The sequence below is a fragment of the Methylobacillus sp. DLP286 genome (assembly GCF_056636515.1).
The window spans coordinates 2,417,892-2,440,292 of the sequence record NZ_CM153145.1; the positions used below are offsets into that span (position 1 = coordinate 2,417,892).

Genomic DNA, 22,401 nt, shown 5'->3' on the forward strand with positions numbered 1-22,401 from the left:
TAAATCAATCAATGTTAGCTCCCGGAAAGAGAAGGAAAAGTTGGCGTTTTTTCATCCGGATACCAGAATTTCGCATGACAAGCTTCGCATGCCTGTTGGATATGCTCCCCGGCACGCATGAGGTCGTCCGGGTCTTTCTTGTCAATGGCAATAATGGCCTCATACACCGCAGTGTGAAGCAGGTGCGCACTTGCAATGAAGGCTGCCCGATCCTTAGCGATCGCCTGTTCGATGTGTTCCGCACCCAGCTCTACGGGATGGGTGGATGTTTCCGCACCTTCATGGGCTACTTTTCTGCCGGTGATCAAGAGCAGGTTGGCGGCTTCTGCCAGGGTAATGGCGTGCTGGTGCACTTCGGCCCATTCCTCGTCGGTCTTGGGGCTGTGTTCTTCCACGCCTTTATCGGTAATGATGATGGAAACGGAATTCCACACATGGTCGGCATTGGGGTCGATGATCGACAGCATGATTTCCTGCAAGGAGGCGCCAGGTTTGAATGCTGCTGCTTCCTCCTTCGCGTCAGGCTTGTTGCAGCCGGCCAGATTAAGCCCTAGTGCAATAAGCAATCCAATATGCAGCAGGAAATGGAAGGGCTTTTTCACCATTAGACAAAGCCTATGAAGCGGCCTGCAAATGCCACGCCAAACCATAAGACGAGAGTCAACACAGCAGTGAATCCACCCAGCCATGGATTCGGCTTCTCGAGCCGGGTGACGATGCGATAAAGCGTAAACTGGAAGAACAATGCAGCAAGGATCAGGTATAGCTTGATCCAGAATACGGGATTGTCATGATAGTGCAAGGCCGCGGGGATGAAGATCAGCAAGCCTGAAAAGAGCAACAGGCCCAAGCCCAGCCAGATCAGCCGGTTGCTTTCCCGAGCGAGTTTAGGCAATGGTTGTTGATAAAGGCCGAAGCGAAACAGCCGCAAGCTGACGAGCACAATCGGCGCCAGCAATAGGATAATGCCCGCAATATGAATGATCTGGGCCACGGCCCACAGCATGCGGTCCTGTTTTCCGATGAAAACACCGATGCTGCTGTTCTGAATGGCGTTGAATAGTTCGAGACTGGTCATGATGGCTGCCGTTGGAATCCGGTTAATAGCTAAGGTAAGGAATCAGGCGGCCGGTAATGACGACCAGGCTCCACAGGATGAGCGATGCCCAGGCGCCAAACTTGACCCCGGCCGGAATGGCGGATGCACCATGACCCCAGTCATGCGCATGACGGCCCCATTTGAACTCGAACCATGCGGCATTCAGCCCCGCCAAGGCGATGAATGACAATTTCCACAAGAAGACTGGCAGCACGATGAGCTTGGGCGCCGCGGCTGCAAACAGCAGGGCGCCGGTCGTCATGGTCACGGCAAAGCCGCCGAGCAGCCAAGGCCGCAATTGCTGGAGTATTTGCGGGATCGGCACATTACGGAACAAAACGCCGACAAGGCGCAAATCGATGAAAAAAAGCAGCCCTACGGAAAGCGCAAGTCCAATCAGGTGTACGCCTTCGACAATAGGGAAGGCAAAAAGCGATTCACGCAGGGAAGTCCCGATTTCGGAATCGTAAAGCAGTTCTGCAAAGGTTAAGACTGACATTGTCGCCTTTTAAATATTACATCGTGTTTCCCAGGCGGGATGGCACGATCGTTGAACAAGCGCTTCATGTGCGTATGTAGCGCAATGGCCTATTGGTTGGCAGCGGCCCCCATGCCGAATGCGGCATTATTTTCCGCACAAATACGCTCATCGCTTTCCACGATGATTTCCTTGCCCTTATGCTTGGCATGGCGCGTCTCGAAATGCCAGCCGTTGGGTTCGTCCCTCTCGGTCCATTTGCGCGCCGGGATGGTGACGGTAAATGGGCGGGTATAGACAGTGGGATCAGTGAAAACGGCTTCATAGTTGTAGCGGTTGCCGTCAGGACTGAAGATGAAGCGTTCCTGGATATGGCCGTTTTCACTGATGAATTCGCCGGTACGCCCGAACAAGGCCTTGCCGTTGTGGTTCTTGACGTCCACCACCAAGGTATTGCCTTCCCAGTGCCCTCGGGAATCCCCATTCCAGAGCTTGATGTTGTCGGGCAGGTGGGGTTTGTTGTCCAGGTGGATCAAGCGGGTGCCGGATCCGAAATAGAACAATACATAACCCGGGTATTGGCGGATTTCGTAGCCATGCCAATAAAAAGACTTCGGGATGCCGCCCGGCGCGCATCTGGCAAGGGGCTCCACCCATTGTTGCTCTACCGGGTCATGGAAATGCGCCTGGAATTCCTTTACCTTTTCCAGGGCCCAGGGCTGGAAAGGCACTTCCCCGTTGGCGGGATCGCTCACCCTGCTGGGAGCGCGCTGGTCGCGAGGCGTTTTCGGCTGCCGGCCAGAGCCGGGAATACCGCCTTGCGGGTCGGTGAAGTTATTATGGTTGGCGATGGTATTCGACCAAAATCCCTGTACATTCGGCTGGCCGTCCGGGAGGACCGGACCGGTCCATTTGCCGGAGGCGATCTTGGGGAATGAGCTTTCCTGGTCTATACCGCTATTGTTTTGGCGGGGAGCCGGCGTCGGTTCGCTTTTTTTGTCTTCCGCCATGCCTGTCAACGAAAGCAATGACAAGGCGCTGATGACAATATAGGCAGCGGGTTTGAGGCTAGGTTTCCATGGATTCATGCTGAGTTACCTGTTCTGTTTGCTATCCCGGGTTACTTGCTATCGGGCCTGGGCGGATAGTATTGGTCGTAATCCAGGGTGAAGCGGTAATCCTCGATCAACTGGAAATTCTTTTCGCGGTGACGATGAAGGATGACGCTGATATTGAATGGCCGACTGAATACCTGGGGGTCTTTCAGCGTGGCCTTGTATTCAATGGTGTTCTTGTCGAGGAACGTCCAGCGTTCCACCACATGCAGGGCATCGCTGTGGAAATTGCCCGCATTGTCCAGCCAGGTCTTGTCATTGAAGTGCTTGACGTCCACCACAAGGGTGTCGCCTTCCCAATGGGCGCGCGAGTCCCCCAGCCAATAATCATTCGGGTCGTCAGGGTGTTCCGTGCCATTGGTGAAAATGGTGCGTACCGAATGCCCGAACTGAAACAGGACGGTCAAGTCTTCCGGCCTCTGCAGGATTTGAAACGGTTCCGGATAATAAATGCCCCGTGGCGTGCCTAGTGTCCAGCCCTTGGTAGCCGGGTCGGCAGTGGCGCGCGCTTCAAAATTTTTCTTCTTTTGCTCAAGCGCCTTGGGCAAGTAAGGGATGAAGTTTCCTTCTACTATCCCCGGGCCGGGAGGCGCGTCGATGCGCTTGGCATGAGGCTCGATGTCGTAATTGGCGGCGCTGGTCGTTTGCCAGATGCCGGAGAAATCCGGCTTGCCCTTCAGCCTGGGAATATCATCTTTCGCCAGGGCATGGCCCGCGATGAAAGCCAGTGAAACAAAAGCCAGCGATGCCAAGCGCTTGAAACCGGCTATGCCAGCGGCTGAAAAAATGCTCAAGAAATTTCTCCTAAAATTCTTAATCAATTGCTGAAGAAAAAACTGTTATTGAGAAACTTCTTTTGCTGTCGGGGCATCCTGTGCGCCGCCAGTTTCAAACGAGCGGCCATCAGCCAAGGTCGTAATAACCGCATACCCAAAAGATTTGCCGCTCTTGGCACGATAGCCTTTGATCGTGACCTCGGTGCCAATCGGGAGGGTGGATTTAGCCAACCCCTTTTGCTTGAGGCTGAATGGCGTGCCGAATTCAAACCCCCAGTTGGTGACAGTCCCCGAACTATCCTGAACGTCCAGGAACAGCCAGCTATGCGGATTCACCAGCTCAAGCTTGGTGACTTTGCCTTTTACCTGCACCGGTTGATTGCTATCGAATTCGGCAGAAAACGCATGGTGGGCATTGGCTGGCGTAGAGGCTAAAACTGCATAAATAATAGTCAAGCCAAGAGTGCTGGCTAATTTTGAATTCAGTAACTTCACTGAACACTCCTTAAAATTAAAACTGGTTGCGCAAATGCGTGATGCATAGCCGGAAAGCTCATGCAAAGACTGAGGTAGCGTGTGCATTTATCATGCCAGGGATGGTTTTCCGGGATGGGTATGCCAGGATGAGTCCAAGTAGTTGATATTTTTGGTATATTTTTATGGGGAGTTGAAAATAAAAGGCAGTGATTGCTCAATGTGTTTGTCATTCAACAGATTTAGATAGGAGATGTGATTGAATTTGTACAGTTTGTTTCTGCGTGAGCAGGAGGTAGAAAAATGCCGGCTTGCGCCGGCATTGAATTTGCTGCTATGGGCTTGAGCTTAGAACTTGTTGCGCAGGACCACACCTATATAACGGCGTTGACCAAGACCATCGTAGCCTACTGGGGCACTATTGCTATAAGTATTGACGCTGGTGGTGTAAACCTTGTCAAAAATATTCTTGCCTACAAGATTCAATTCCCAGTTGTCTTTCTTACCACCGATGATGCCGAAACCAGCATCGGTGACAGAGTAGCCAGACTGCTCGCCATATTCAGACAACAAATTTTCCACGTTTTGCTTGGAGCGGATAACTGTGCTGAAGAATGCTTGCGCCTTCAGGCCACCCCAGATGGGTTGTATATAATGCGCGCCGATAATGCCGGTAAGTTTGGGGGCGCCTACAATTTGCTTGCCTGTATTGTCGCGCACACCTTCACCAAGCTCCGGTGGGAGAGTGGCTGTGTCCCAGTCTGCGTATTTAGCACGGTTATAGGCTGCAGCAAACGTCAAACTTAGACGATCTGAAACAAGGTATCCGCCTTCTACTTCAATACCGCTAGCGGTAATTTCAGGAATATTGCCAAGTTGTGAACGATATCCTGTGCCTCCTGTTACTGTTGGATCTACTACGCTGGTGGTAGCTTGATAGCCTTTAACGATAGTGTGATAAATGTTCGCGTTGAACATTAATCGACGATCAAAGAACAGCCCCTTGGTACCTAGCTCAAAGCTGACAGATTTTTCTGGGTCAAGAGGTACAACGGTTCCTCTGTTGTTATTGAATGAAATGGCAGGTGATTTTTCGCCGCCAGCAGCGGAGGCATAAAACATCAAATCATCATTGACTTTGTAGCTTGGGCTGACTAGCCAAGAGATTGAGTTGTCATTGAGTTCATCCGCATTATTTTTTGCATAATTACCTATCTGTCTATTGCGAATAGCCACAGCATCTGGATCGCTAATCGCATCGCCGCCAGTTGTCCATCTTTGTGCGCTGTTGTTCTTATACTCATAGGTTTTACGTAAACCTGTGGTTAAGGTGGTCTTCTCTGTCAGGTGCCAGTTAACTTGACCAAATGCGGCAAAGCTATCAGTTTCAGGGGTAAAGCGAGTGTTGAGTCGTACGCCGTTTAATGATTGCTGCAATAGGCCTCGATTGGCTATTAAATTATTGTATTCATTAGTACTTGCAAAAAATGCGCCAGCATCAGCACCATACGATGCGCGATTTGTCTGTGAAGTTTCGGTATGCAAATAGAATAAACCTACCTGATAGTCGTAAAGTTCCCCAATATCAGATGTCCAGCGGATTTCTTGGGAGTATTGCTTGTGATCAACCAGTGTTCCACTTTGGGCAATATCAAAACGAGTTTGCTCCTGATCGTTGGTAGCGTCGAAGTTATAGCCTCTATATGCAGTGATCGAGGTTAGAGTGTTCGAACCAATAGTCCAATCCAATTTAGCAGAGATGCCATAGTTTTTGGTTAATAATGGCTCGGCTTGACCGATATCAATCTTGTCTTTAGAGCCAATAATTGGACGATATCCGCCAAAGTAATCACGCGCTAACCGTGTGCTATAGGTGGTTCCTCTTGCTGAGCCGTCTGCAAAATTGACCGGATCATATTGGAAAGGCTTGGTATTGCTGTATTCCTTTGACTCGGAATAGTCCAGGCTGATTTTTGCTTTGAAATTCTCGGTTGGTGTCACCAAAAACTGAATTTTTCCACCAAATCTATTACGCTCATGAAAGCGTTGATCGGTGATGCCGCCTTCTCGGGAGTCGTTGATATTCTCAATATCACCCTCTTGGCGATCAATAAAAAATGATGCTCGATAGGCAATGACATCATCGACCAACGCATCGGAAATAGAACCGCGGGCACGCAATGCGCCAGGAAAATCACTGCCGTTCTGGTTGGCGCCGACCTCGGTTTCGAGATAAGTTTGCCGAGTGAATGTAGGCTCTTTGGTCACATAGTTAATTGCGCCCAGTGTAGTGTTCTTGCCCTTCAACGTTCCCTGCGGGCCACGTAGCACTTCCACGCGGTCCAGGTCGGTAAAGTCCTGGTACGTCATGCCGGGCAGGCTTAGGTACACATCGTCAACGATTGCCCCAACTGCCGCTTCCAGGGATTCATCCCCTGTAGATTTGCCGATACCACGGATAGAAATACCTGAACGACGTGCATTAGGCGTGGTGGCTGTCAGGCCGGGGGCTACCCTGGTGAGGTCGTCAACAGTGAAAATACGTTCTCTATCCAGTTTGGGGCCGCCAATAACGGAAATCGGGATAGGCACATCCTGGGCGATTTCCTCACGGTTGCGCGAGGTGACCACAACGACACCCAATGCCGCGGCGTTATCCGCGGCTGATGATTCCGGCTGGGCCACGGAGGTGGCGGGCGTGGCGGCTACGGGCTGGGGCTGTGCGCCGGTTTCCGCAGCCGGAAGATTGTAGCGTTGCTTAAGCTCGTTCAATTCCTTGATAAGTTTCGCATTCTCTTCTTGAAGAGTTTCCACGGATTTCGGGTCGTTCTCTGCAGCAACTGCATAGTGTTGCAGGCCGAGCACAAATCCTGCGGCCACGACGGCAGGCGCGCCGATACGTGAGAGCAGTTTGGCTATAGGCTTTTTATGCATTTGCCCCAGCTTGGAATAGTTCGACATCTAACAATTTCCCCTTTTAGTTACTTTAAGAATTACAGGTGCTAACTCTGAGGGCAACATGCATGCCAAAGATGGGCAGTCAGGTGATGAGATTTTTTAATGCATTGATTTTTATATGCTTAATCGGAAATCCTAATGGAGGGATGTTCGGGGCGTAAGAGAGGGGCTGTTGATAAATGGCCGATTCTGATCATTTGGTTTGGTGATTAATCAACATTTATATCGAATTGTGTTGCCTGGAGAGCAGCTGGTGGACTGGCGTGAGAGGTGCGGTTGATGGTACGACGCTGCCTGAAGATCGCTTATGTGGATGATTATTAAAAAATTATTAAATATGACAATAGTGGCAGTTCGGTAAAGGGGAGGGTTGGCACATAAGCTGCTATTCAGTTGGACTTCCATACTACTATTATTGATTGAAGGAAATCTATGAGAGTTCTGCTGAGTGTTTTATGCATGGCTGTTACATTCAATATTGCTCTGGCTCAGGCCGCTGATGAAGCGAAGCCGGCTGCCCCGGTTTATAAAACCAAGAAACTGGGAAAAGCTGAGATCGATCAATTATTGGCGCAGCCGGAGAAATTGGTGGTGATTGATGTGCGCCGTCCTGACGAACTGACAAAGATCGGCGGTTTGCCTGTCTATTTAAGTATCCAATTGGCTGATCTGGAGAAATATCTGGCTTATATCCCCAAGGATCGTAAGGTCGTGACGGTTTCAAATCACGCCGGCAGGGCCTTGAAGACTGGAGATGTCTTGATCGACAAGGGCTTCAATGTGGCAGGGGCGATCGGCGTCCAGAACTATGAAGAGGAAGGTGGCAAGCTGACCCGCATTGAACCACCCGCTGCTGCACAAAAATAAATCGTCTTTAGATTGCCTGTGTCCCCGACGGTCGGGGCGCAGGCCGCGCCTCTGCTGTTTCTCAGCCAACACTATGCAATGCATTATCTGTTGATATATCAACAGACGCCTGGTTTTCTTGATGTCCACCATGATGGCGGCAGGCCTTGATTAGCAGAAATTCTAATTTATGATTCAGAAGCTTATTCCGAATCCCTCTCCCGATGGTTCCTTCAACTCGGTTATGCATTCAATGCTGGCACAATATCTGCTGTTACTTCCAAGTTGATGGAGAACCATTGTTCCATTGACATCTAAGAAGCAGAACATTGGATTCTAATTATTCCCGATGCGCACAGAGGAGCAAGCATGGCACGTAAAACAGCAAAAGATTTCCCGCCAGAGGCATTGAAGGCATTCGATCGTTATACCCATGGCGAAATCAGCCGGCGGGGTTTCCTGAATACTGTGGCCAAGTTGGGCGTGGCTGGCTTATCCGCCGAGGCGTTATTGCTTGCACTTTCTCCCCAGTTTGCGGCCGCTGAGCAGATACCTGCGGATGACAAACGCATCCAAACATCATGGGTGGAATTTCCTTCTCCCAATGGCAACGGCAAGGTAAAAGGATATTTGGTGAAGCCTGCCAAGGTAGAAGGCAAGTTGCCAGTTGTGCTGGTGGTGCATGAGAACCGGGGTCTCAATCCCCATATCCAGGATATCGCCCGCCGTGTCGCGCTGGATAACTTCATTGCCTTCGCGCCTGACGCATTGGCGCCGCTGGGCGGCTATCCCGGCGATGAGGACAAGGCCCGCGAATTGTTTGCCACGCTAGACCAAACCAAGACCCGCGAGGATTTCATTGCCGCTGCCACGGCACTAAAGAAACTGCCAGAAGGCAATGGCAAGCTGGCTGTGGTCGGTTTTTGCTACGGAGGCGGCATTGCCAATTTTCTGGCGACGCGGCTGCCGGACTTGGACGCTGCCGTGCCGTTCTACGGCGCTCACCCGCCCGCGGAAGATGTTGCCAAGATCAAGGCGCCGCTATTGGTCCAGTTGGCGGAGCAGGATGAGCGCATTACATCCGGCTGGCCCGCGTATGAAAGTGCGCTCAAGGCTGCCAATGTGAAATACCAGGTGTATATCTATCCTGGGGTTCAGCATGCTTTCAACAATGACACCACTCCGCGCTATGACGAGGCGGCAGCCAAGCTGGCCTGGCAACGCACCATTGCATTCTTCAATCAGCGCCTCCGTGCTTGAGGGGGCTGGTTGAAAGTGAAGCGTAGCAAGTTGTTTAACACCATCGTATGGGCAGGTTTCCTGTCCGCAGCAGTTGCGCTGAATGCAGCGGAAAATACTCCACAGCAGCCTGTCCCTGGCGGGTTGCCGGGTATTTCCCTGGAGCTGGCCCAGGAGGCGGCTCGGGCAAGCATAGAATCATGTGCCCGCAAAGATGGGCTCATCGGGGTCAGCATCATAGATAGCGCAGGCGTACTGAAAGTATTGCTGGCCGCGGACGGCGCAACGCCGCGAGGCGTGAGTTCCAGCACGGCAAAAGCGCAAACTGCGCTGGCTTTCGGTGTTGACACCAGCTATTTGCACGAGCACGTCGAGACGGACAAGGCGCTTGCGGCCAGGGTTGCCGGGAATCCCGCATACAACAGCCGTCCTGGCGGCGTATTGATCAAGGCAAACGGGCAGGTGCTGGGAGCGATCGGCATAGGCGGCGCCAAGATAGATGAAGAATGCGCGCTTGCAGGTTTGGAAAAGATAAAGTCCAGGTTATGAACAACAGGTCGAGCAATCCGCAAACGATGAGCCCGGTGGTCCAATGGCTGCTGGTGGCGATGCTTTCGCTCGCGTTTTTTGGCGAAGCGCTGGCCGACGGGCCGGAGGCGGCTACCGAGCAAGTCAGGGCCAGGCTGGTGGCGTCGGTGGACGCGGTGCACGCGGGCGAGGAAATCACGGTAGGCGTTAACCAGCGCATCATCCCGCATTGGCATACCTATTGGATTAACCCGGGCGATTCCGGCATGTCGACCTCGATCGCCTGGACGTTGCCGGAAGGCGCGCAAGCCGGCGATATCATCTGGCCCATCCCCAGCCGCTTCCAGGTCGGCCCCATTACCAACTACGGCTATTCGGACGACGTTACCTTGTTGACCAAGATACGCGTGCCGGAATCCGCCAGGCCGGGCGACAATTTCCCGGTGACGGCATTGGTCAACTGGCTGGTATGCAATGATGTCTGCATTCCACAGGAAGTGACATTGACGCTGCCGCTGAAGGTAGTTGCGGCAGGCGTGGATGGCGGCAAGGGCAGCGATTTGATTGCCAAGTCCTCGGAGAGGTTGCCGGTCGAGAGCCCTTGGGCATTCAATGCTTATCACCAGCAACAAGGTCCTTTGCTCAAGGTGAACGGCAAGGTGCTGGAGAACGGCAGCAAGGTAGAAGCGTGGTTCTTCCCTGAAGAGTGGGGAAGGGTATCCCATAAGGCTGCGCAACCCAGGCGCGTGGATCCGGAAGCCCTGTTGTTGCAGTTGACCGCGGGCGACAATCCCTTGGGCGAGGGAGAGTTATTGAAGGGTGTGCTGGTGCTCAGCAAGGAGACCAACAACGGCAGGCTGGCTCAAGGGTATCGAGTGGAAGCCAAGCTGGAGCCTGCAATCGCCGAAACCATCGTGGATGACGGATCGGCCGCTGATAATCCGCTGCTTGCCGTGACCGAGGATATCGGTTTTTATTCCGCCCTGGCGTTCGCATTGCTCGGCGGCATCATTCTCAATCTGATGCCTTGCGTATTCCCGGTCTTGTCGATCAAGGCGCTTTCCCTGCTGCACCATAGCAAACTATCCCAGGCCCAGGTGAAACTGCAGGGCTGGGCCTATACCGCCGGGGTGCTGTCCAGTTTTGCCGTCTTGGCGGTTGCGTTGATCGTGCTCAAGTCGGCAGGCGGCCAGGTTGGGTGGGGATTCCAGTTCCAGTCGCCTATTTTCGTTATCTTGGTTGCCTACCTCATGTTCGCGGTGGGCTTGAGCCTGTCCGGATTGCTGACCATCGGCAGTTCGCTGAGCGGCATCGGTTCTTCCCTAGCCGACAAGCCCGGATACAGCGGCAGCTTCTTCACCGGCGTACTGGCGACCGTGGTGGCAACCCCTTGCACCGCGCCTTTCATGGGCGGAGCGCTGGGCTATGCGATCTCCCAGCCTGCCGGAGTGCTGCTTGCCATCTTCCTGAGCCTGGGCTTCGGCCTGGCGTTGCCATACCTGTTATTGAGCCATTGGCCGCGCCTGCAGCGTTTCCTGCCCAGGCCGGGCATCTGGATGGAGCGCTTCAAGCAGGCGCTGGCCTTCCCGATGTACGGCGCGGCGGTATGGCTGGTTTGGGTGCTGGCGCAACAGGCCGGGCCCAATGCAATTGCGCTCGCACTGTCCGGCATGCTGGCCATCGCCTTGCTGGCCTGGCTGTATGAGATCACGCGGCACGGCAGCGAGCGCGTACGCCATGTTGCCAATACCGTTGCGGTACTCGGGTTTGTGGCATTGATCTACGGCAGTTACAGCGGCATCCAGCTGTTCGCCTCGGTCAATGCCGCCGTCGCTGCCGATGCCGGAACCGTCGAGAAGAATTGGGAAGCCTACAGCCAGCAGAAGCTGCAAGACTTGCGGGCGGAAGGCAAACCGGTATTCGTCAACCTGACTGCCGCTTGGTGCATTACTTGCCTGGTCAATGAGCAAGTCGCATTGAGCCAGCGCAGGGTGGTGGATGCGTTCAGCAATTCCGGTATTACCTACTTGAAGGGCGACTGGACCAATCAGGACCAGCAGATCACGCAGCTGCTCAAGCAGTTCGGACGCAGCGGCGTCCCTTTGTACATCCTTTATCCCCCCGGCAAGGAAGCCAAGCCGCAAGTGCTGCCGCAGATCCTGACGCCGGAAATCGTATTGAATGCAGTACAGAAGTTGTGATCATTCACTAGTCATTAACCTAACCAATCGAGGAGATCATCATGTTATTACGCCGTTTACTGAATGTTGCTATTTGTGGTGCCAGCCTGGCCTTTCTCCCAGTGTCGGCACAGGCTGCTGCCGATATTGGCAAGGCTGCTCCTGCTTTCTCGGTCAAGACTGCCACTGGGGAAACATTGAGCCTGGATTCACTCAAGGGCAAGACCGTGGTGCTGGAATGGACTAACAATGAGTGCCCTTATGTAGTGAAGCATTACGGTAGCGGCAACATTCCTAACTTGCAGAAGGAAGCGACTGCTCAAGGCGTGGTCTGGCTGCAAGTGATTTCTTCCGCCCCCGGCGCGCAAGGCCATGTCGATGCGCAGACCGCGCTCAAGCTCAACGCGGACCGTGGCGCTGCGCCCAGCAAGATATTGCTCGATTATGACGGCAAGGTTGGCAAGCAATACGATGCACAGACGACCCCTCATCTTTACATCATCAATCCCGAAGGCGTGCTGGTCTACAAGGGCGGCATAGATAGCATCGCGACAGCCAAGGTGGAAGACATTGCCAAGGCGGACAACTATGTCAAGCTGGCGCTTTCCGAGCTCGCGAGCGGCAAGAAAGTTTCGCATGCCGTTACCAAGCCTTACGGATGCTCCATCAAGTACGCGAGCTAGGCATTAGCAGCTTGTGTTCACAAGGCCGGGTTTCCGGCCTTTTTATTTATCTAAATCGCTAACAAAACCTAGCTAAGCGATTATGGAAGGGCGGCGCAACAATGCCAGAAGGATGTTGTTAGTGACTCTATGGCTATCGGCCAAGCACCTTGATCGTATGCCCCATGCATTCCACCACCTGCCCCGCGCGGATTTTCGCGGTCTTGCGCGTTTCCGGCTGGCCGTCCACTTGCACCAGCCCTTCGGCGACCATGGCCTTGCCCTGGCCGCCTGAGTCGGCGATGCCTGTCAGCTTGAGCAGGTTGCAAAGTTCGATATAGTCGTCGCGCAGCGTGAATTCCATGATGATGCCCTGTATTGAATGCCTGCGATTACACCATGTTTTGCATGGCAATGAAACGAGCAGGGCGGGTGTTTCGCGTAAAATGGCATCAACCCATTCAGGAAAGTATTCCATGCAAGTCGATGCCCAGTTCGGCCCAGCATTTTCCCAGGCGATGCAGGCCTTTGATGCACGCAATGCCCAGGACCCCAACCAGACGCTGGTGAACGGCGTGGCTGTTCCCAAGGAGCTGGCTTACGCCCGGCGCATGACGGAGATGTTGCAGCGCTACCGCCCGGATGCCTCCGAGGCATTGCAACTGGCTGCGCGCTGCCAGCACATCGAGCGTTGGACCTTGCCGCGCGACGCCTATCCGATGACCAAGCCAGGCTATCACCAGTGGCGGCGCAAGCTCAAGCAGTACCATGCCGAAGTCGCGCGCGAGATCATGCAGCAGGCCGGATATGACGAGGAAACGATACTCCGCGTGGCTGCATTGGTCAGCAAGGAAGCGCCGCTGGCCGATGCCGAGATGCAGGTGCTGGAGGACGTGGTCGTGATGGTGTTCGTCGAATATTACCTTGAAGAGTTCGTCGGCCAGCACCCGGAATACGATGTGCCGAAATGGAAGGATATCCTGCGCAAGACCTTGCGCAAGGTGTCCAAAGCTGGGCACCAGGCCTTGCTGACCCAGGTGAAATTGCCCCAGGCGCTGATGCCGCTGATCCAGGAAGTGATGACGGAGGAAGGCTGGCTGTGAGCCTGCGTGAGCGGCAGCTTGCTTTGCCCGTGGGGGAGGCATTGCTCAGAATAGTCCTGCACGATGTGCTGGTGCAGTTGACAGGCCTGGAGGCAGGCAGGTTGCGCTTCCGTGTTCTCGGCTCGGTCAATTCGGACGAGCCGCCTCTTTATCGTTTGTCGGAGGTCGTGTTGGATGAGCGGCTACAGCCCGATCACGACCTCATCGTCGAGCAGGCCATTGCGTTGTTTGCACAATATACTGGCGCACGCGTCATTGGCCTGAAACGTTAGGCTTTCAATGCCAGCGGCAAACCGGCCGCAATAAAGCTGACCTTGTTGCAGAGTGAGGCAACTGCTTGGTTGAGGCGGCCTGCCTCGTCCTGGAACTGCCTGTTGATTTCTCCCAGCGGCACGATGCCCATGCCGACCTCGTTGCTCACCAGCAGTATCTTGCCGGGCAGTGACGGGAGCGCATCGAGCAGGGCGGCGCGTTCGCGTTGCCAGTCCACGCCTTCGGGCGGCGCGCAGTCCGGGCAGATGCACTGGGCCAGCCACAGCGTCAGGCAATCGACGAGCAGGCAGCGGCCGGGCGCGGCCTGCTGTTGCAAGGCCTCCGCCAGCTTGTGCGGCACTTCCACGGTTTGCCAGTGCGCGGGGCGGCGCTGCTGGTGCTGGTTGACGCGATGGCCGAATTCGTTGTCGTATACCTGGGCCGTGGCGATATATACCACTTCCAGGCCGCTTTCATGGGCGAGTTTCTCCGCATAGGCGCTCTTGCCTGAGCGTGCGCCGCCGAGGATGAGGTGGTGGTCGTGTGCGTTCATGTTCAACTCCAATGTTTGCTGTGCGCCTGGCTTACGCCCCAGCGCTGCATGATGGCTTGCAATTGCGGCAGCCCATGCTGGATGGCGGAAGGGCCGGGTTGCAGGATGTCGGCCGACTTGATTTCATGCACCTGCCCGGATCGCACGGCGGGAATGGCCTGCCATCCCGGCCGGGCCAGCACGTGTTCCGGCTGGAATTTCTTGCCGCACCATGAGCCGATGATGATGTCCGGCTGCCGCCGGACGACTTCGCCCGGGTCGGCAATGATGCGCTCCTTGGCGGACTTGCAGGCGGCTAATTCTGCAAAGCAGTCGCTGCCGCCCGCAATCTCGATCAGCTCTGCCACCCACTGGATGCCGCTGATCAATGGATCATTCCATTCCTCGAAATACACCTTGGGAGCAACAGGCAGGTAGCGCGCGGTTTCGGCAGCTTGCTGCATGCGCTGGCGCAATCCGGCAATCAGTGCGTTTGCACGGTCGGCGGCATAGGTCAGGGCGCCCAGCGTCGCAATCATGTCCAGGATGCCTTGTACCGAACGCTGGTTGAACACATGCACTTCCGTCCCGGCGCGTACCAGGTCGGTGGCAATATCGGCCTGCAGGTTGGAAAAGGCCAGCACCAGGTCCGGCTTTACCGCGAGAATCTTCTCGATCTTGGCGCTGCTGAATCCTGAAATCTTGGGTTTTTCCTGCCTTGCAATCGCCGGGCGGGTGGTGAACCCCGAGATGCCGACGATGCGCTCCTGCTCGCCCAGCAGGTACAGCACTTCGGTGGTTTCCGCCGTCAGGCAGGCAATGCGCCGCGGGCCTTTCATTCGCTGTCTATCCAGCTGTTTTCCATCATCAATTCCGACAAGGAGCGTTCCTTGGCCCAGCCTTCCTCCACCAGCATCGGGGTTTTGTAGAACTCGTCAACCTGGCCCAGGCAGAGGATGGCGATGGGCTTGGCGCCTTCGGGCATGTTGAGCAGTTTGGCTAGCTTGATGGGGTCGAATATGGACACCCAGCCCATGCCCAATCCTTCCGCGCGCGCCGCCAGCCAAAGGTTCTGGATGGCGCAGGCGACCGAAGCCAGGTCCATCTCGGGCAGGGTGCGGCGGCCGAAGATATAGCGCTCGCGATGGTCGCACAATCCGGCCACCAAAAGCTCGCCGCATTGCATGATGCCTTCCACCTTCAGGCGCAGGAATTCCGATTCCCGCTCGCCCAGCGCATGGGCGGTCTGCATGCGCTCTTCCTGCACCAGGTCGTAGATGCCCCGGCGTACTTGATCGCTGGTGATGCGGATGAAGCGCCAAGGCTGCATCAGGCCGACGTTGGGCGCGTGATGCGCCGCATCCAGCAGCTTGTGCAGGATTTCCGGCTCTATTCCTCCAGGCTTGAAGTGCCGCATGTCGCGGCGCTGGTGGATGGCGCGGTAGACTCCGGCGATCTCGGGCTCGGTAAAGGCGAATTCGTTGCTGGACATTGCGTGATTGGAGCGAAGTTGGATATTCAAGCAGCCAGTATAAAGCGATTAATCAATTGGTGAAGCGCTAAGAGCCTGTTCCACATCTTTTCATCGAGTACGCATGGCATCAGTACGCGTCCGATCAAGGCGCAGTCCGCAGGTAATGCTCATTGCCTTGCCAAGGACTGCAACGCAGAGCGGGCGCGTATTGGGGCCATGCCTTTAGGGTTGCCTCGGCAGCGGCTACGCTGCCGAGGCAACGTACCCATGCAAAGATGTGGAACAGGCTCTAACTCAAGGCTGGGGTGCCGGACGCTCGATCAGCACCAGTTTCCCGGTCTTGGGGTCTCGATAGACCTGCCCGACAGCCTGGTAGCCGCTGCCAGCGGCACTGTCGCCAGTGGTTTCCGGCGCCTCGATTTCCTTGCCTTGCTCGATCTCCCTGGGCGTGGTCAGCATGGCCTGTCCTCCGGCGCTCAAGGCGGCCAGCAGGCCGCAGGCGAACACCAGCATCACGTCCACCAGGTTGACCAGGCTGGCGCGCGGGTCTTCGTCGTCGTGGTCGAAACGGCTTTTGAGGCGCAGCTTGCTTACGTTGGCTTTGCTCATGGCCGGGTTTCCGGCGACTGGCCTTCCAAGGCCTCCAGTACATCCTCGTACCAGCGGCGGCGCAGCTTGCCGACCACCAGGCCGATGATGCCTGCAATCAACCCCAATACGGTGGCGTCGAACGCGGTGGTGACGGCTTGCGCCAATTGCGCGGGGTTGCCCTGGCCGAGCGCGGCCAGCCCTGGCCCGAGCGGGATGATGGTGGCCATCAGGCCGAGCATGGGCGGGATGCGCGAAAGCAGGTCGGCGCGCTCCAGCCGATGGCGGGCCAGCTTGACCACGGCATCGGCATTGCCCGAATTGCGCATGGCCTTGAGGCCGAACAGGCGCTCGCCCAAGGCCAATCCGGCTTCCAGCACGGCAAGGATGACGGAGGCCGCCAGGATGGCGATGACCGGCTTCAGCAGCCAGGTGATCGCGTGGTGCAGGGTATCGAGTTCAAATGACATGATGACATTCTATCCGTATGAGGTTAAAGCCTGGGTTTGCGGATGCCGAACCATAAGCCGGCAGCGAATACCGGCAACAGCGCCAGCCACCAATACCAATATTCGCGTACTGATTTGACCGCAACTTCGAAAGCGCGTGGCGGCGGGGAGGGCCGGGCGGGTTCCGGTTCCGGCTGAGCGGCGGGCTTGGCTTCTGGCAATTTTACCGGCGCTGCTTTTTCCGGCAGAGGCTCCGCGTCTTCTGCCTCGATAGCGGTCTGTTCCGCAACCGCGGTACTAGCATCCGCATAGCCGGGCGTTGCGTCGCCGCGCGCCTTGGCTAGGGTTTGCTGCAATGCGGCGGCGGTGTCGCCGTCCAGGTATTGGCCCAGCCATCGCCACATCGGGTGGTTGGGCGAGGTATGCCCGCTGCCGGGCAGGCCGTTCCTATTGACCAGCCGCGCCAGCTCGCCGCCCAGCTCGCGCAGGGTCTGTTCATCGGTATGCCAGAAGCCTTTTTCCGCCGCCACCATCATGATGGCGAGCATGTGCGCCTTGACCTGCGCATTGTGCTTATGTTCGAGGAAAGGCTTGAGCCCGAGCTGCAGGCTGTCGTCCATGTAGACCTTCTTCACTTCGTCCCAGGCCCAGTCCTTGATGATGTCGGGCCGGGTGACCTGCCAGCCCCAGAGGTTTTCCATGAATTCCTGCCCCATGGTGCGTGCGCCCGCATAGCCGTGCTGCATCAGCGGGCGTATCCAGGCCGGGTTGAGGTAGCGCCCGCGCAGTTCCATCAGCAAGGCGGTTTCCAGCGGGTCGTCGCTGAGGTTGTACGGGTCGGTGTGGTTGAGGATGCGCGCGGTGGGACGCTTGCCGGTCACGGTTTCGGTCGCGAGCGACAGGCCGCCCAGGTAGTCGAAGGCATCGTTGTTGTCCATCAGGCCGTAGAGGTTGGAGGCGCGGCCGTGATAGGTGTTGGCGATGCTGGTGAGCGCGGTCCTGAATACGTCCTGTGCGGGCTGGCCCTGAGCGTCCAGGCCGTAGGCATGGCCCATGCGCGTGAGATAGGCCTGGCCGAGCTCGTTGCGGTCCTTCCAGGTGCCCGAGCGCTCCGTGAGGCGGTTGACGCCGGTGCCGTAGGCGCCGGGCGCGTCGCCGAAAATGCGCCATGCGGCCTCGCGTCCTGCTTGCTGCAGCGGTTGGCCCTGTTGCCGGTGGGCCTGGGTGCGGCGTATCCATTGCAGGGCGACGCCGTTGCCCGCAAGTGGCTCTTCGCCTTCCTCCAGGCTCGCGCCGAGCGGGGCCAGGGCTTCTTCCAGCGCGGGCTGCAGGGCGGGGTGTTGCGCCCGGATGGCCTGGGCGGAGGCGGCGAGGGCGAGGCGGCCGCCGATATCTATCCATTGCATGAGGTTGGGGTAGAGGTCGCGGAACAGGCCGGAAGTGGTGACGATCACGTCATGACGCACAGTCCCGGGCTTGAGCTGCATGCGCTGCACGATGCCGCGCGCGTTCCATTCCGGTTCTATGCCCATCAGGCTGAGGATGAAGCTCACCATCACGCCCTCGTCGCGCACCGCATCCGAGGCCCAGAGGATCACGCCTTCGCTATCCTGCACGCTGTCGCGTTCACGCACCTTGGATGCCATGCTGGCGCCGATCTGGAAGCCGAGGCGGGTCGGCAGCACGTCGCCGTCCAGGGCATGGAAGTTGCGCCCGGTGGGCAAGGCGTCGGGCGAGCGCAAGGGGTCGTTGCCCTTGCCGGGCGGCACGAAGCCGCCTTCGAGCGCATGCAGCAGGCCCTGCATTTCCAGGCGCGGCGAGGCGGCCAGCTTGTCGCGGGTTTCCGCGCTGACGCCTTGCTCATGGCCGCGCGCCATGGAATCCAGCATCAATGCCAGCGATTCCTCCGACCAATCCTTGCCGAAGATATGCAGGCCATGCGGCATGAATTTCTCCTGCAGCTTGGTCAGGTAGTGGCCGATTTCATGCGCGAGCAGGTCGTCGTCGGTCTGTTCATAGCCGATGCCGCGTACTTCCAGCACGTCGGCCATGCTGGCTTCCAACTCGGCGCGCAGTTGCAGCGCTTCCACCAGGCGGCGCATTTCGCGCGCGGCTTCCACCTTCATGGTCTCGGAGCTGGAGGACTCGTAGCTTTCCACCACCTGGCGCAGTTCCAGCAGGCGGTCGTAAAGCGGCGTCGAGGTCAGCGGCGGCGTGAGGTGGTCCACCATCACGGCAAGGCCGCGGCGCTTGGATTGCGTGCCTTCGCCCACGCCGTCGACGATATAGGGATAGATGCCGGGCAGGTCGCCCACGATCAGGCGTGAGTAATCGCTCACTGCCAGCCCGACCGCCTTGCCGGGCAGGAATTCATAGGTGGAGTGGCGGCCGATATGCACCAATGCATCGGCCTTGAACACGCTGCGCAGCCAATGGTAGTAGGCCAGGTATTGGTGCGGCGGCGGGATGGTGGTGTTGGCGTGCAGCAGTTCCTCGTCCACTTCCCAGCCGCGCGGGGGCTGCGGGCCGATGAAGATATTGCCGAACCGCAAGCCGGGAACCAGGACCTGGCGGTCATGCACCATGATCTTCCCCGGCGCAGGCCCCCAGCCGCGCATTCCCTCGATGCCCAAACCTGCAAGCCGGGTTTTCTGCAAGGCCAGCGCGTTGCAGTCGGTGTGCTTTTCCAGGCATTGCAGATAGCCATTGTTGAGCGCCTCGATCTGCTTTAGCGCGTTGTCGCGCTGCGGATGGTCCGCACCCTCAAGCAAGTGGCGCAGTTCGTGCATGGCCTTGTCGAGGCGGTTGCGCGCGATGTCGATCTCCCCGGCGCGCTGCGCCGCCACCAGGTCGGCATGCAGCTTGCCGAGCGGGCCTTCCACCATCTCGCCGCGCACTTGCGCAGGCAGGGTGCCGAACCAGTTGAGGTAGGCGGCATTGTCGAGCTTGTTCACGTGCCGGCTCATCTCGGCCAGCTCGGCCTGGTCTTCCGGCAGGTTGACGCCGTATTTCTGCATGAGGTCGAGCAGCGCTTCGGGCGAGGCCGGCAGTTCGCCCGTATCGTACCCCGCGCGTTTCAATGCGTGCAGCGTCTCGAACAAGGAGGCAGGCACATCGAGGTTGTCCGCGCCGATGTTCTGGCGGCCGGGGGGATGGTTGTAGTAGATCAGCGCGATTTTTTTCTCGGCATTGGGCGTGTTGCGCAGGCGCTGCCAATTGAGGCTGCGCCTGACCAGCGACTGCACCTCGGCAGGCAAGATCTGCGGCAGCTTCAGTTCGACGCCGGTGAGCTTGTCTATGGAGGCAGGCCCGGCGGCGGCCACGACCAGAGGCTGCGAGCTGCCCTGGATTTCCGGCATGGCGACGCGGTATTGCACCGAGTTGATCGGCAGGCCGTCTTCCGACAGCTGCCAGGCATTGGCCTCGCGGTCGGTGAGGCGGATGGCCTTGTACACCGGCACGTCGAGCTGGGCCAGCAGCTCGGTCACGGCTTCGCGGCCCTCGGCGGCGCCGACGACAAAGTCCTGCAACACCACCAGCCCGCTGGGTGTGGCAGGCGCGAGCAAGGTTTTCAGGTTGGCGATGGCGTCGCGTGAGGCCTCGCCCCAGCGCGCCATGATGGCTATGCAGGGCTGGCCTTGCGCCTCGCTGGCAGCGCAGATCGCATCCGCGGCTTGCGGGTCGCTGGTGCTGAGGTCGAGCACAGCCAGCATGGATTTACCATCGCCCGGCACCTTGGGCTGGCTGGCTTCCTTGCCGCCTTGGCGCAAGCGCACCAGCGGCTCGGGCCGTGTTGCTGGCAGGCTGGCGGAAGGATGCAGCAGATAGCGCATAAAGGCGCTGAGGTTGCCGTTGCCGCCAGCCTGCCAGAGGTCGTGCAGGCCCAGCCATTGCCGCGCGGCGGCGTGCTGCTGCGCGAGGTTGGCGACTTTTTCAGAAAGATTATTCTGCGTCAGCGTCAGGCTCTTGGCGTGGGAAAAACTGCTGACGGCTTCCCCTTGCCAGCTGCTTTGCAGCGACAGGGCGCTTTCGCCGTTGAAGGCGATGAAATTGCGCGGCTTACTAGCGCCAAGCTGTTGCAATTGGCTTTGCAATTGCTGCGATGCTTCGCCGTAGACCGCCACGGCGAATACCGCATCGGCATCGCGCAGCCAGCGCTGCAGGGTCTTGCTGTCGGCAGCGAGCACCTGGGATTGCGTGCGCAGGATGATGCGGTCCTGCTTGCCGGATTGCTGCAACGCCTGCTGTGCGGCCATGGCGGCGGCAGGCGCGGTGCGGTCGGACACTACGCCGAACAGCGTGGCGGCCTGGGCAGGCGCTGGGCCGATGACAAGCCAAATCCCGCACAGGGCTGAGCGCAAGAAATATTTCATTCGGAAAATAACCGGGCGACTGCCGAAGGGTTTGAAGGAAAATAAAAATGCAGATAGCTCGCCGTGAGTCTGCCGTGGCGGTAGACGGCTTCGCCGGGCTTGCCGCGCTGGGTGGTCGCCTGCGCATATACCGGCAATGCGGTGTCCAGGCGGGAATAATGGAAGGTATGCGCGTGCAGCCTGCCTTCCGGCAATTCGGCGAATTGCACGCCTAACCCCTGGAAGCGCGGCTGCATGCTGCAATCCCCGGGCAGCAGGCCAAAGCCTGGCTGTCGGTCGATATTGTTCGCCACCGCCATCATGCCGCCGCATTCGGCCAATATCGGCAGGCCTTGCCGCCAAGCCTGCTGCAGGGCCGCGCGCATGGCGTGGTTGCCGCCCAGCGTTGCAAGGTGCAACTCGGGATAGCCCCCCGGCAGCCAGACGGCGTCTATGCCTGCCGGCAATGCCTCGTCATGCAGCGGCGAGAAGAAGATGGTGTCCGCCCCCAGCGCATGCAGGCAATCGAGGTTGGCGGGATAGATGAAGCAAAAGGCTTCGTCGCGCGCGACGGCGATGGTTTTGCCTGCGAGCAATCGCTGCACATCGTTGGCAGGGGGGAGGGGCGCGAAAACGGTTTCAGGCGGCAAGGGCAACGCGCCTGATTCCGTCAGCAACGCCGCGGCCTGCGCGATGCGCTGCTCCAGGCCGTCGATTTCATCGGCGCGGAACAGGCCCAGGTGCCGTTCCGGCAACGCGAGCGTTTCCTGTTTCTGCAATGCGCCCAGCCAGGGAGTATCCGGTGGCAGGCTGTCGCGCAGCAAAACGCCATGCCCGGCGCTGCCGGTGCGGTTGGCGATCACGCCTGCGGGGATGAGTTCAGGCCGATGGGCAAACAGCCCCGCAGCCAATGCGCCGAAAGTCTGCGCCATGCCGCTCGCGTCGATAGCGAGCGCAACGGGCAGCTGGAACCGTGCCGCGATGTCGGCGCTGCTCGGGCTGCCGTCATACAGGCCCATTACGCCTTCCACCAGGACGACGTCGGCTTGCTGCGCGGCCTGGTATAGCCGGGCCGCGATGTCGTCCGCGCCGCACATGGCAAGGTCGAGGTTGTAAACCGGCCTGCCTGTCGCGGTATGCAGGATCATCGGATCGAGGAAATCCGGCCCGCACTTGAAGGCTTGTACTGTCAGGCCCTGGTTGCGCCATGCACGCGCCAGGGCGGCGGATACCAGCGTCTTGCCCTGGTTGGAGGCTGGTGCGGACAGCAGCAACGCCGGGCGACTAGCTGCCATG

General features: G+C 57.7%; 22 protein-coding genes. 7 read left to right on the forward strand and 15 right to left on the reverse strand.

The features are described 5' to 3' along the window. Positions 1-14: 14 nt before the first annotated feature. The 7 genes from ACWXTG_RS11485 to ACWXTG_RS11515 all read right to left on the reverse strand — a co-directional run bounded on the left by ACWXTG_RS11485 (position 15) and on the right by ACWXTG_RS11515 (position 6,903). Positions 15-605, reverse strand: a complete 591-nt coding sequence (locus ACWXTG_RS11485; protein WP_480219965.1) for a hypothetical protein — start codon at positions 603-605, stop codon at positions 15-17. After that, a complete protein-coding gene (locus ACWXTG_RS11490) occupies positions 605-1,078 on the reverse strand; it encodes a DUF6644 family protein (RefSeq protein WP_480219966.1) in 474 nt (157 codons plus the stop codon). The genes ACWXTG_RS11485 and ACWXTG_RS11490 overlap by 1 nt, the downstream gene beginning before the upstream one ends. Before the next feature lie 22 nt (positions 1,079-1,100). Then, positions 1,101-1,598, reverse strand: a complete 498-nt coding sequence (locus tag ACWXTG_RS11495; protein WP_480219967.1) for a DUF6644 family protein — start codon at positions 1,596-1,598, stop codon at positions 1,101-1,103. An 89-nt stretch (positions 1,599-1,687) separates the two neighbouring features. Further along, positions 1,688-2,665, reverse strand: coding sequence for a hypothetical protein (locus ACWXTG_RS11500; RefSeq protein WP_480219968.1), 978 nt, complete (start codon positions 2,663-2,665; stop codon positions 1,688-1,690). Positions 2,666-2,697: 32 nt separating this feature from the next. Beyond that, positions 2,698-3,486 carry a hypothetical protein gene (locus tag ACWXTG_RS11505; protein WP_480219969.1) on the reverse strand — a complete coding sequence of 263 codons (789 nt, stop codon included), beginning with the start codon at positions 3,484-3,486 and terminating at the stop codon, positions 2,698-2,700. A gap of 45 nt (positions 3,487-3,531) precedes the next feature. Next, positions 3,532-3,963 carry a DUF6152 family protein gene (locus ACWXTG_RS11510; protein WP_480219970.1) on the reverse strand — a complete coding sequence of 144 codons (432 nt, stop codon included), beginning with the start codon at positions 3,961-3,963 and terminating at the stop codon, positions 3,532-3,534. Positions 3,964-4,290: 327 nt separating this feature from the next. After that, the gene (locus ACWXTG_RS11515; RefSeq protein WP_480219971.1) at positions 4,291-6,903 is read right to left on the reverse strand and encodes a TonB-dependent receptor; all 2,613 of its coding nucleotides are present in this window, start codon (positions 6,901-6,903) and stop codon (positions 4,291-4,293) included. A gap of 429 nt (positions 6,904-7,332) precedes the next feature. Between ACWXTG_RS11515 and ACWXTG_RS11520 the strand changes: the two genes are divergently transcribed. From ACWXTG_RS11520 to ACWXTG_RS11540, 5 genes are all read left to right on the forward strand, one after another. Beyond that, positions 7,333-7,767, forward strand: a complete 435-nt coding sequence (locus tag ACWXTG_RS11520) for a rhodanese-like domain-containing protein (protein ID WP_480219972.1) — start codon at positions 7,333-7,335, stop codon at positions 7,765-7,767. 348 nt (positions 7,768-8,115) lie between these two features. Further along, positions 8,116-9,006, forward strand: a complete 891-nt coding sequence (locus ACWXTG_RS11525; protein ID WP_480219973.1) for a dienelactone hydrolase family protein — start codon at positions 8,116-8,118, stop codon at positions 9,004-9,006. A gap of 15 nt (positions 9,007-9,021) precedes the next feature. Beyond that, positions 9,022-9,534, forward strand: coding sequence for a GlcG/HbpS family heme-binding protein (locus ACWXTG_RS11530; RefSeq protein ID WP_480219974.1), 513 nt, complete (start codon positions 9,022-9,024; stop codon positions 9,532-9,534). 26 nt (positions 9,535-9,560) lie between these two features. Next, positions 9,561-11,714 carry a protein-disulfide reductase DsbD family protein gene (locus tag ACWXTG_RS11535; protein WP_480219975.1) on the forward strand — a complete coding sequence of 718 codons (2,154 nt, stop codon included), beginning with the start codon at positions 9,561-9,563 and terminating at the stop codon, positions 11,712-11,714. A gap of 41 nt (positions 11,715-11,755) precedes the next feature. Further along, the gene (locus ACWXTG_RS11540) at positions 11,756-12,376 is read left to right on the forward strand and encodes a redoxin domain-containing protein (protein WP_480219976.1); all 621 of its coding nucleotides are present in this window, start codon (positions 11,756-11,758) and stop codon (positions 12,374-12,376) included. A gap of 133 nt (positions 12,377-12,509) precedes the next feature. On the opposite strand, the gene ACWXTG_RS11545 is transcribed toward ACWXTG_RS11540, so the two are convergent. Next, entirely contained in the window at positions 12,510-12,719 is a 210-nt protein-coding gene (locus ACWXTG_RS11545; protein WP_480219977.1) for an RNA-binding S4 domain-containing protein, read from the reverse strand. Positions 12,720-12,831: 112 nt separating this feature from the next. Between ACWXTG_RS11545 and ACWXTG_RS11550 the strand changes: the two genes are divergently transcribed. Both ACWXTG_RS11550 and ACWXTG_RS11555 read left to right on the forward strand, forming a co-directional pair. Next, the gene (locus ACWXTG_RS11550) at positions 12,832-13,458 is read left to right on the forward strand and encodes a DUF4202 domain-containing protein (RefSeq protein ID WP_480219978.1); all 627 of its coding nucleotides are present in this window, start codon (positions 12,832-12,834) and stop codon (positions 13,456-13,458) included. Beyond that, a complete protein-coding gene (locus tag ACWXTG_RS11555) occupies positions 13,455-13,730 on the forward strand; it encodes a hypothetical protein (protein WP_480219979.1) in 276 nt (91 codons plus the stop codon). Before ACWXTG_RS11550 ends, ACWXTG_RS11555 begins: the two co-directional genes overlap by 4 nt. Here the strand turns inward: ACWXTG_RS11555 and cobU are convergent. The 7 genes from cobU to ACWXTG_RS11590 all read right to left on the reverse strand — a co-directional run bounded on the left by cobU (position 13,727) and on the right by ACWXTG_RS11590 (position 22,400). Next, positions 13,727-14,263 carry a bifunctional adenosylcobinamide kinase/adenosylcobinamide-phosphate guanylyltransferase gene (gene cobU, locus ACWXTG_RS11560; RefSeq protein ID WP_480219980.1) on the reverse strand — a complete coding sequence of 179 codons (537 nt, stop codon included), beginning with the start codon at positions 14,261-14,263 and terminating at the stop codon, positions 13,727-13,729. The two genes, ACWXTG_RS11555 and cobU, sit on opposite strands and share 4 nt — an antisense overlap. 2 nt (positions 14,264-14,265) lie before the next feature. Then, complete coding sequence (locus ACWXTG_RS11565) at positions 14,266-15,081, reverse strand: cobalamin-binding protein (RefSeq protein WP_480219981.1); 816 nt, start codon at positions 15,079-15,081, stop codon at positions 14,266-14,268. Beyond that, positions 15,078-15,734 carry a 5,6-dimethylbenzimidazole synthase gene (gene bluB / locus ACWXTG_RS11570; protein WP_480219982.1) on the reverse strand — a complete coding sequence of 219 codons (657 nt, stop codon included), beginning with the start codon at positions 15,732-15,734 and terminating at the stop codon, positions 15,078-15,080. Before bluB ends, ACWXTG_RS11565 begins: the two co-directional genes overlap by 4 nt. Positions 15,735-16,010: 276 nt before the next feature. Beyond that, positions 16,011-16,325 carry a DUF2149 domain-containing protein gene (locus ACWXTG_RS11575; RefSeq protein ID WP_480219983.1) on the reverse strand — a complete coding sequence of 105 codons (315 nt, stop codon included), beginning with the start codon at positions 16,323-16,325 and terminating at the stop codon, positions 16,011-16,013. Next, on the reverse strand, positions 16,322-16,774 hold the full coding sequence (locus tag ACWXTG_RS11580; RefSeq protein ID WP_309567013.1) for a MotA/TolQ/ExbB proton channel family protein: 453 nt from the start codon (positions 16,772-16,774) through the stop codon (positions 16,322-16,324). Before ACWXTG_RS11580 ends, ACWXTG_RS11575 begins: the two co-directional genes overlap by 4 nt. Positions 16,775-16,797: 23 nt before the next feature. Beyond that, positions 16,798-21,126 (reverse strand): cobaltochelatase subunit CobN, encoded by a 4,329-nt coding sequence (locus ACWXTG_RS11585; RefSeq protein WP_480219984.1) that lies wholly within the window; start codon positions 21,124-21,126, stop codon positions 16,798-16,800. Next, the gene (locus ACWXTG_RS11590) at positions 21,123-22,400 is read right to left on the reverse strand and encodes a cobyrinic acid a,c-diamide synthase CobB (RefSeq protein ID WP_480219985.1); all 1,278 of its coding nucleotides are present in this window, start codon (positions 22,398-22,400) and stop codon (positions 21,123-21,125) included. The genes ACWXTG_RS11585 and ACWXTG_RS11590 overlap by 4 nt, the downstream gene beginning before the upstream one ends. Position 22,401 lies beyond the last annotated feature (1 nt).

Bases quoted from the DNA above. Each gene is read 5' to 3' on its own strand.
- ACWXTG_RS11540 (WP_480219976.1), top strand. From the start codon at position 11,756: ATGTTATTACGCCGTTTACTGAATGTTGCTATTTGTGGTGCCAGCCTG.
- ACWXTG_RS11585 (WP_480219984.1), bottom strand. From the start codon at position 21,126: ATGAAATATTTCTTGCGCTCAGCCCTGTGCGGGATTTGGCTTGTCATC.
- ACWXTG_RS11590 (WP_480219985.1), bottom strand. From the start codon at position 22,400: ATGGCAGCTAGTCGCCCGGCGTTGCTGCTGTCCGCACCAGCCTCCAAC.
- ACWXTG_RS11525 (WP_480219973.1), top strand. From the start codon at position 8,116: ATGGCACGTAAAACAGCAAAAGATTTCCCGCCAGAGGCATTGAAGGCA.
- ACWXTG_RS11565 (WP_480219981.1), bottom strand. From the start codon at position 15,081: ATGAAAGGCCCGCGGCGCATTGCCTGCCTGACGGCGGAAACCACCGAA.
- ACWXTG_RS11485 (WP_480219965.1), bottom strand. From the start codon at position 605: ATGGTGAAAAAGCCCTTCCATTTCCTGCTGCATATTGGATTGCTTATT.
- ACWXTG_RS11495 (WP_480219967.1), bottom strand. From the start codon at position 1,598: ATGTCAGTCTTAACCTTTGCAGAACTGCTTTACGATTCCGAAATCGGG.
- ACWXTG_RS11550 (WP_480219978.1), top strand. From the start codon at position 12,832: ATGCAAGTCGATGCCCAGTTCGGCCCAGCATTTTCCCAGGCGATGCAG.
- cobU (WP_480219980.1), bottom strand. From the start codon at position 14,263: ATGAACGCACACGACCACCACCTCATCCTCGGCGGCGCACGCTCAGGC.
- ACWXTG_RS11500 (WP_480219968.1), bottom strand. From the start codon at position 2,665: ATGAATCCATGGAAACCTAGCCTCAAACCCGCTGCCTATATTGTCATC.
- ACWXTG_RS11535 (WP_480219975.1), top strand. From the start codon at position 9,561: ATGAGCCCGGTGGTCCAATGGCTGCTGGTGGCGATGCTTTCGCTCGCG.
- ACWXTG_RS11580 (WP_309567013.1), bottom strand. From the start codon at position 16,774: ATGTCATTTGAACTCGATACCCTGCACCACGCGATCACCTGGCTGCTG.
- ACWXTG_RS11575 (WP_480219983.1), bottom strand. From the start codon at position 16,325: ATGAGCAAAGCCAACGTAAGCAAGCTGCGCCTCAAAAGCCGTTTCGAC.
- ACWXTG_RS11545 (WP_480219977.1), bottom strand. From the start codon at position 12,719: ATGGAATTCACGCTGCGCGACGACTATATCGAACTTTGCAACCTGCTC.
- ACWXTG_RS11515 (WP_480219971.1), bottom strand. From the start codon at position 6,903: ATGTCGAACTATTCCAAGCTGGGGCAAATGCATAAAAAGCCTATAGCC.
- ACWXTG_RS11490 (WP_480219966.1), bottom strand. From the start codon at position 1,078: ATGACCAGTCTCGAACTATTCAACGCCATTCAGAACAGCAGCATCGGT.
- bluB (WP_480219982.1), bottom strand. From the start codon at position 15,734: ATGTCCAGCAACGAATTCGCCTTTACCGAGCCCGAGATCGCCGGAGTC.
- ACWXTG_RS11520 (WP_480219972.1), top strand. From the start codon at position 7,333: ATGAGAGTTCTGCTGAGTGTTTTATGCATGGCTGTTACATTCAATATT.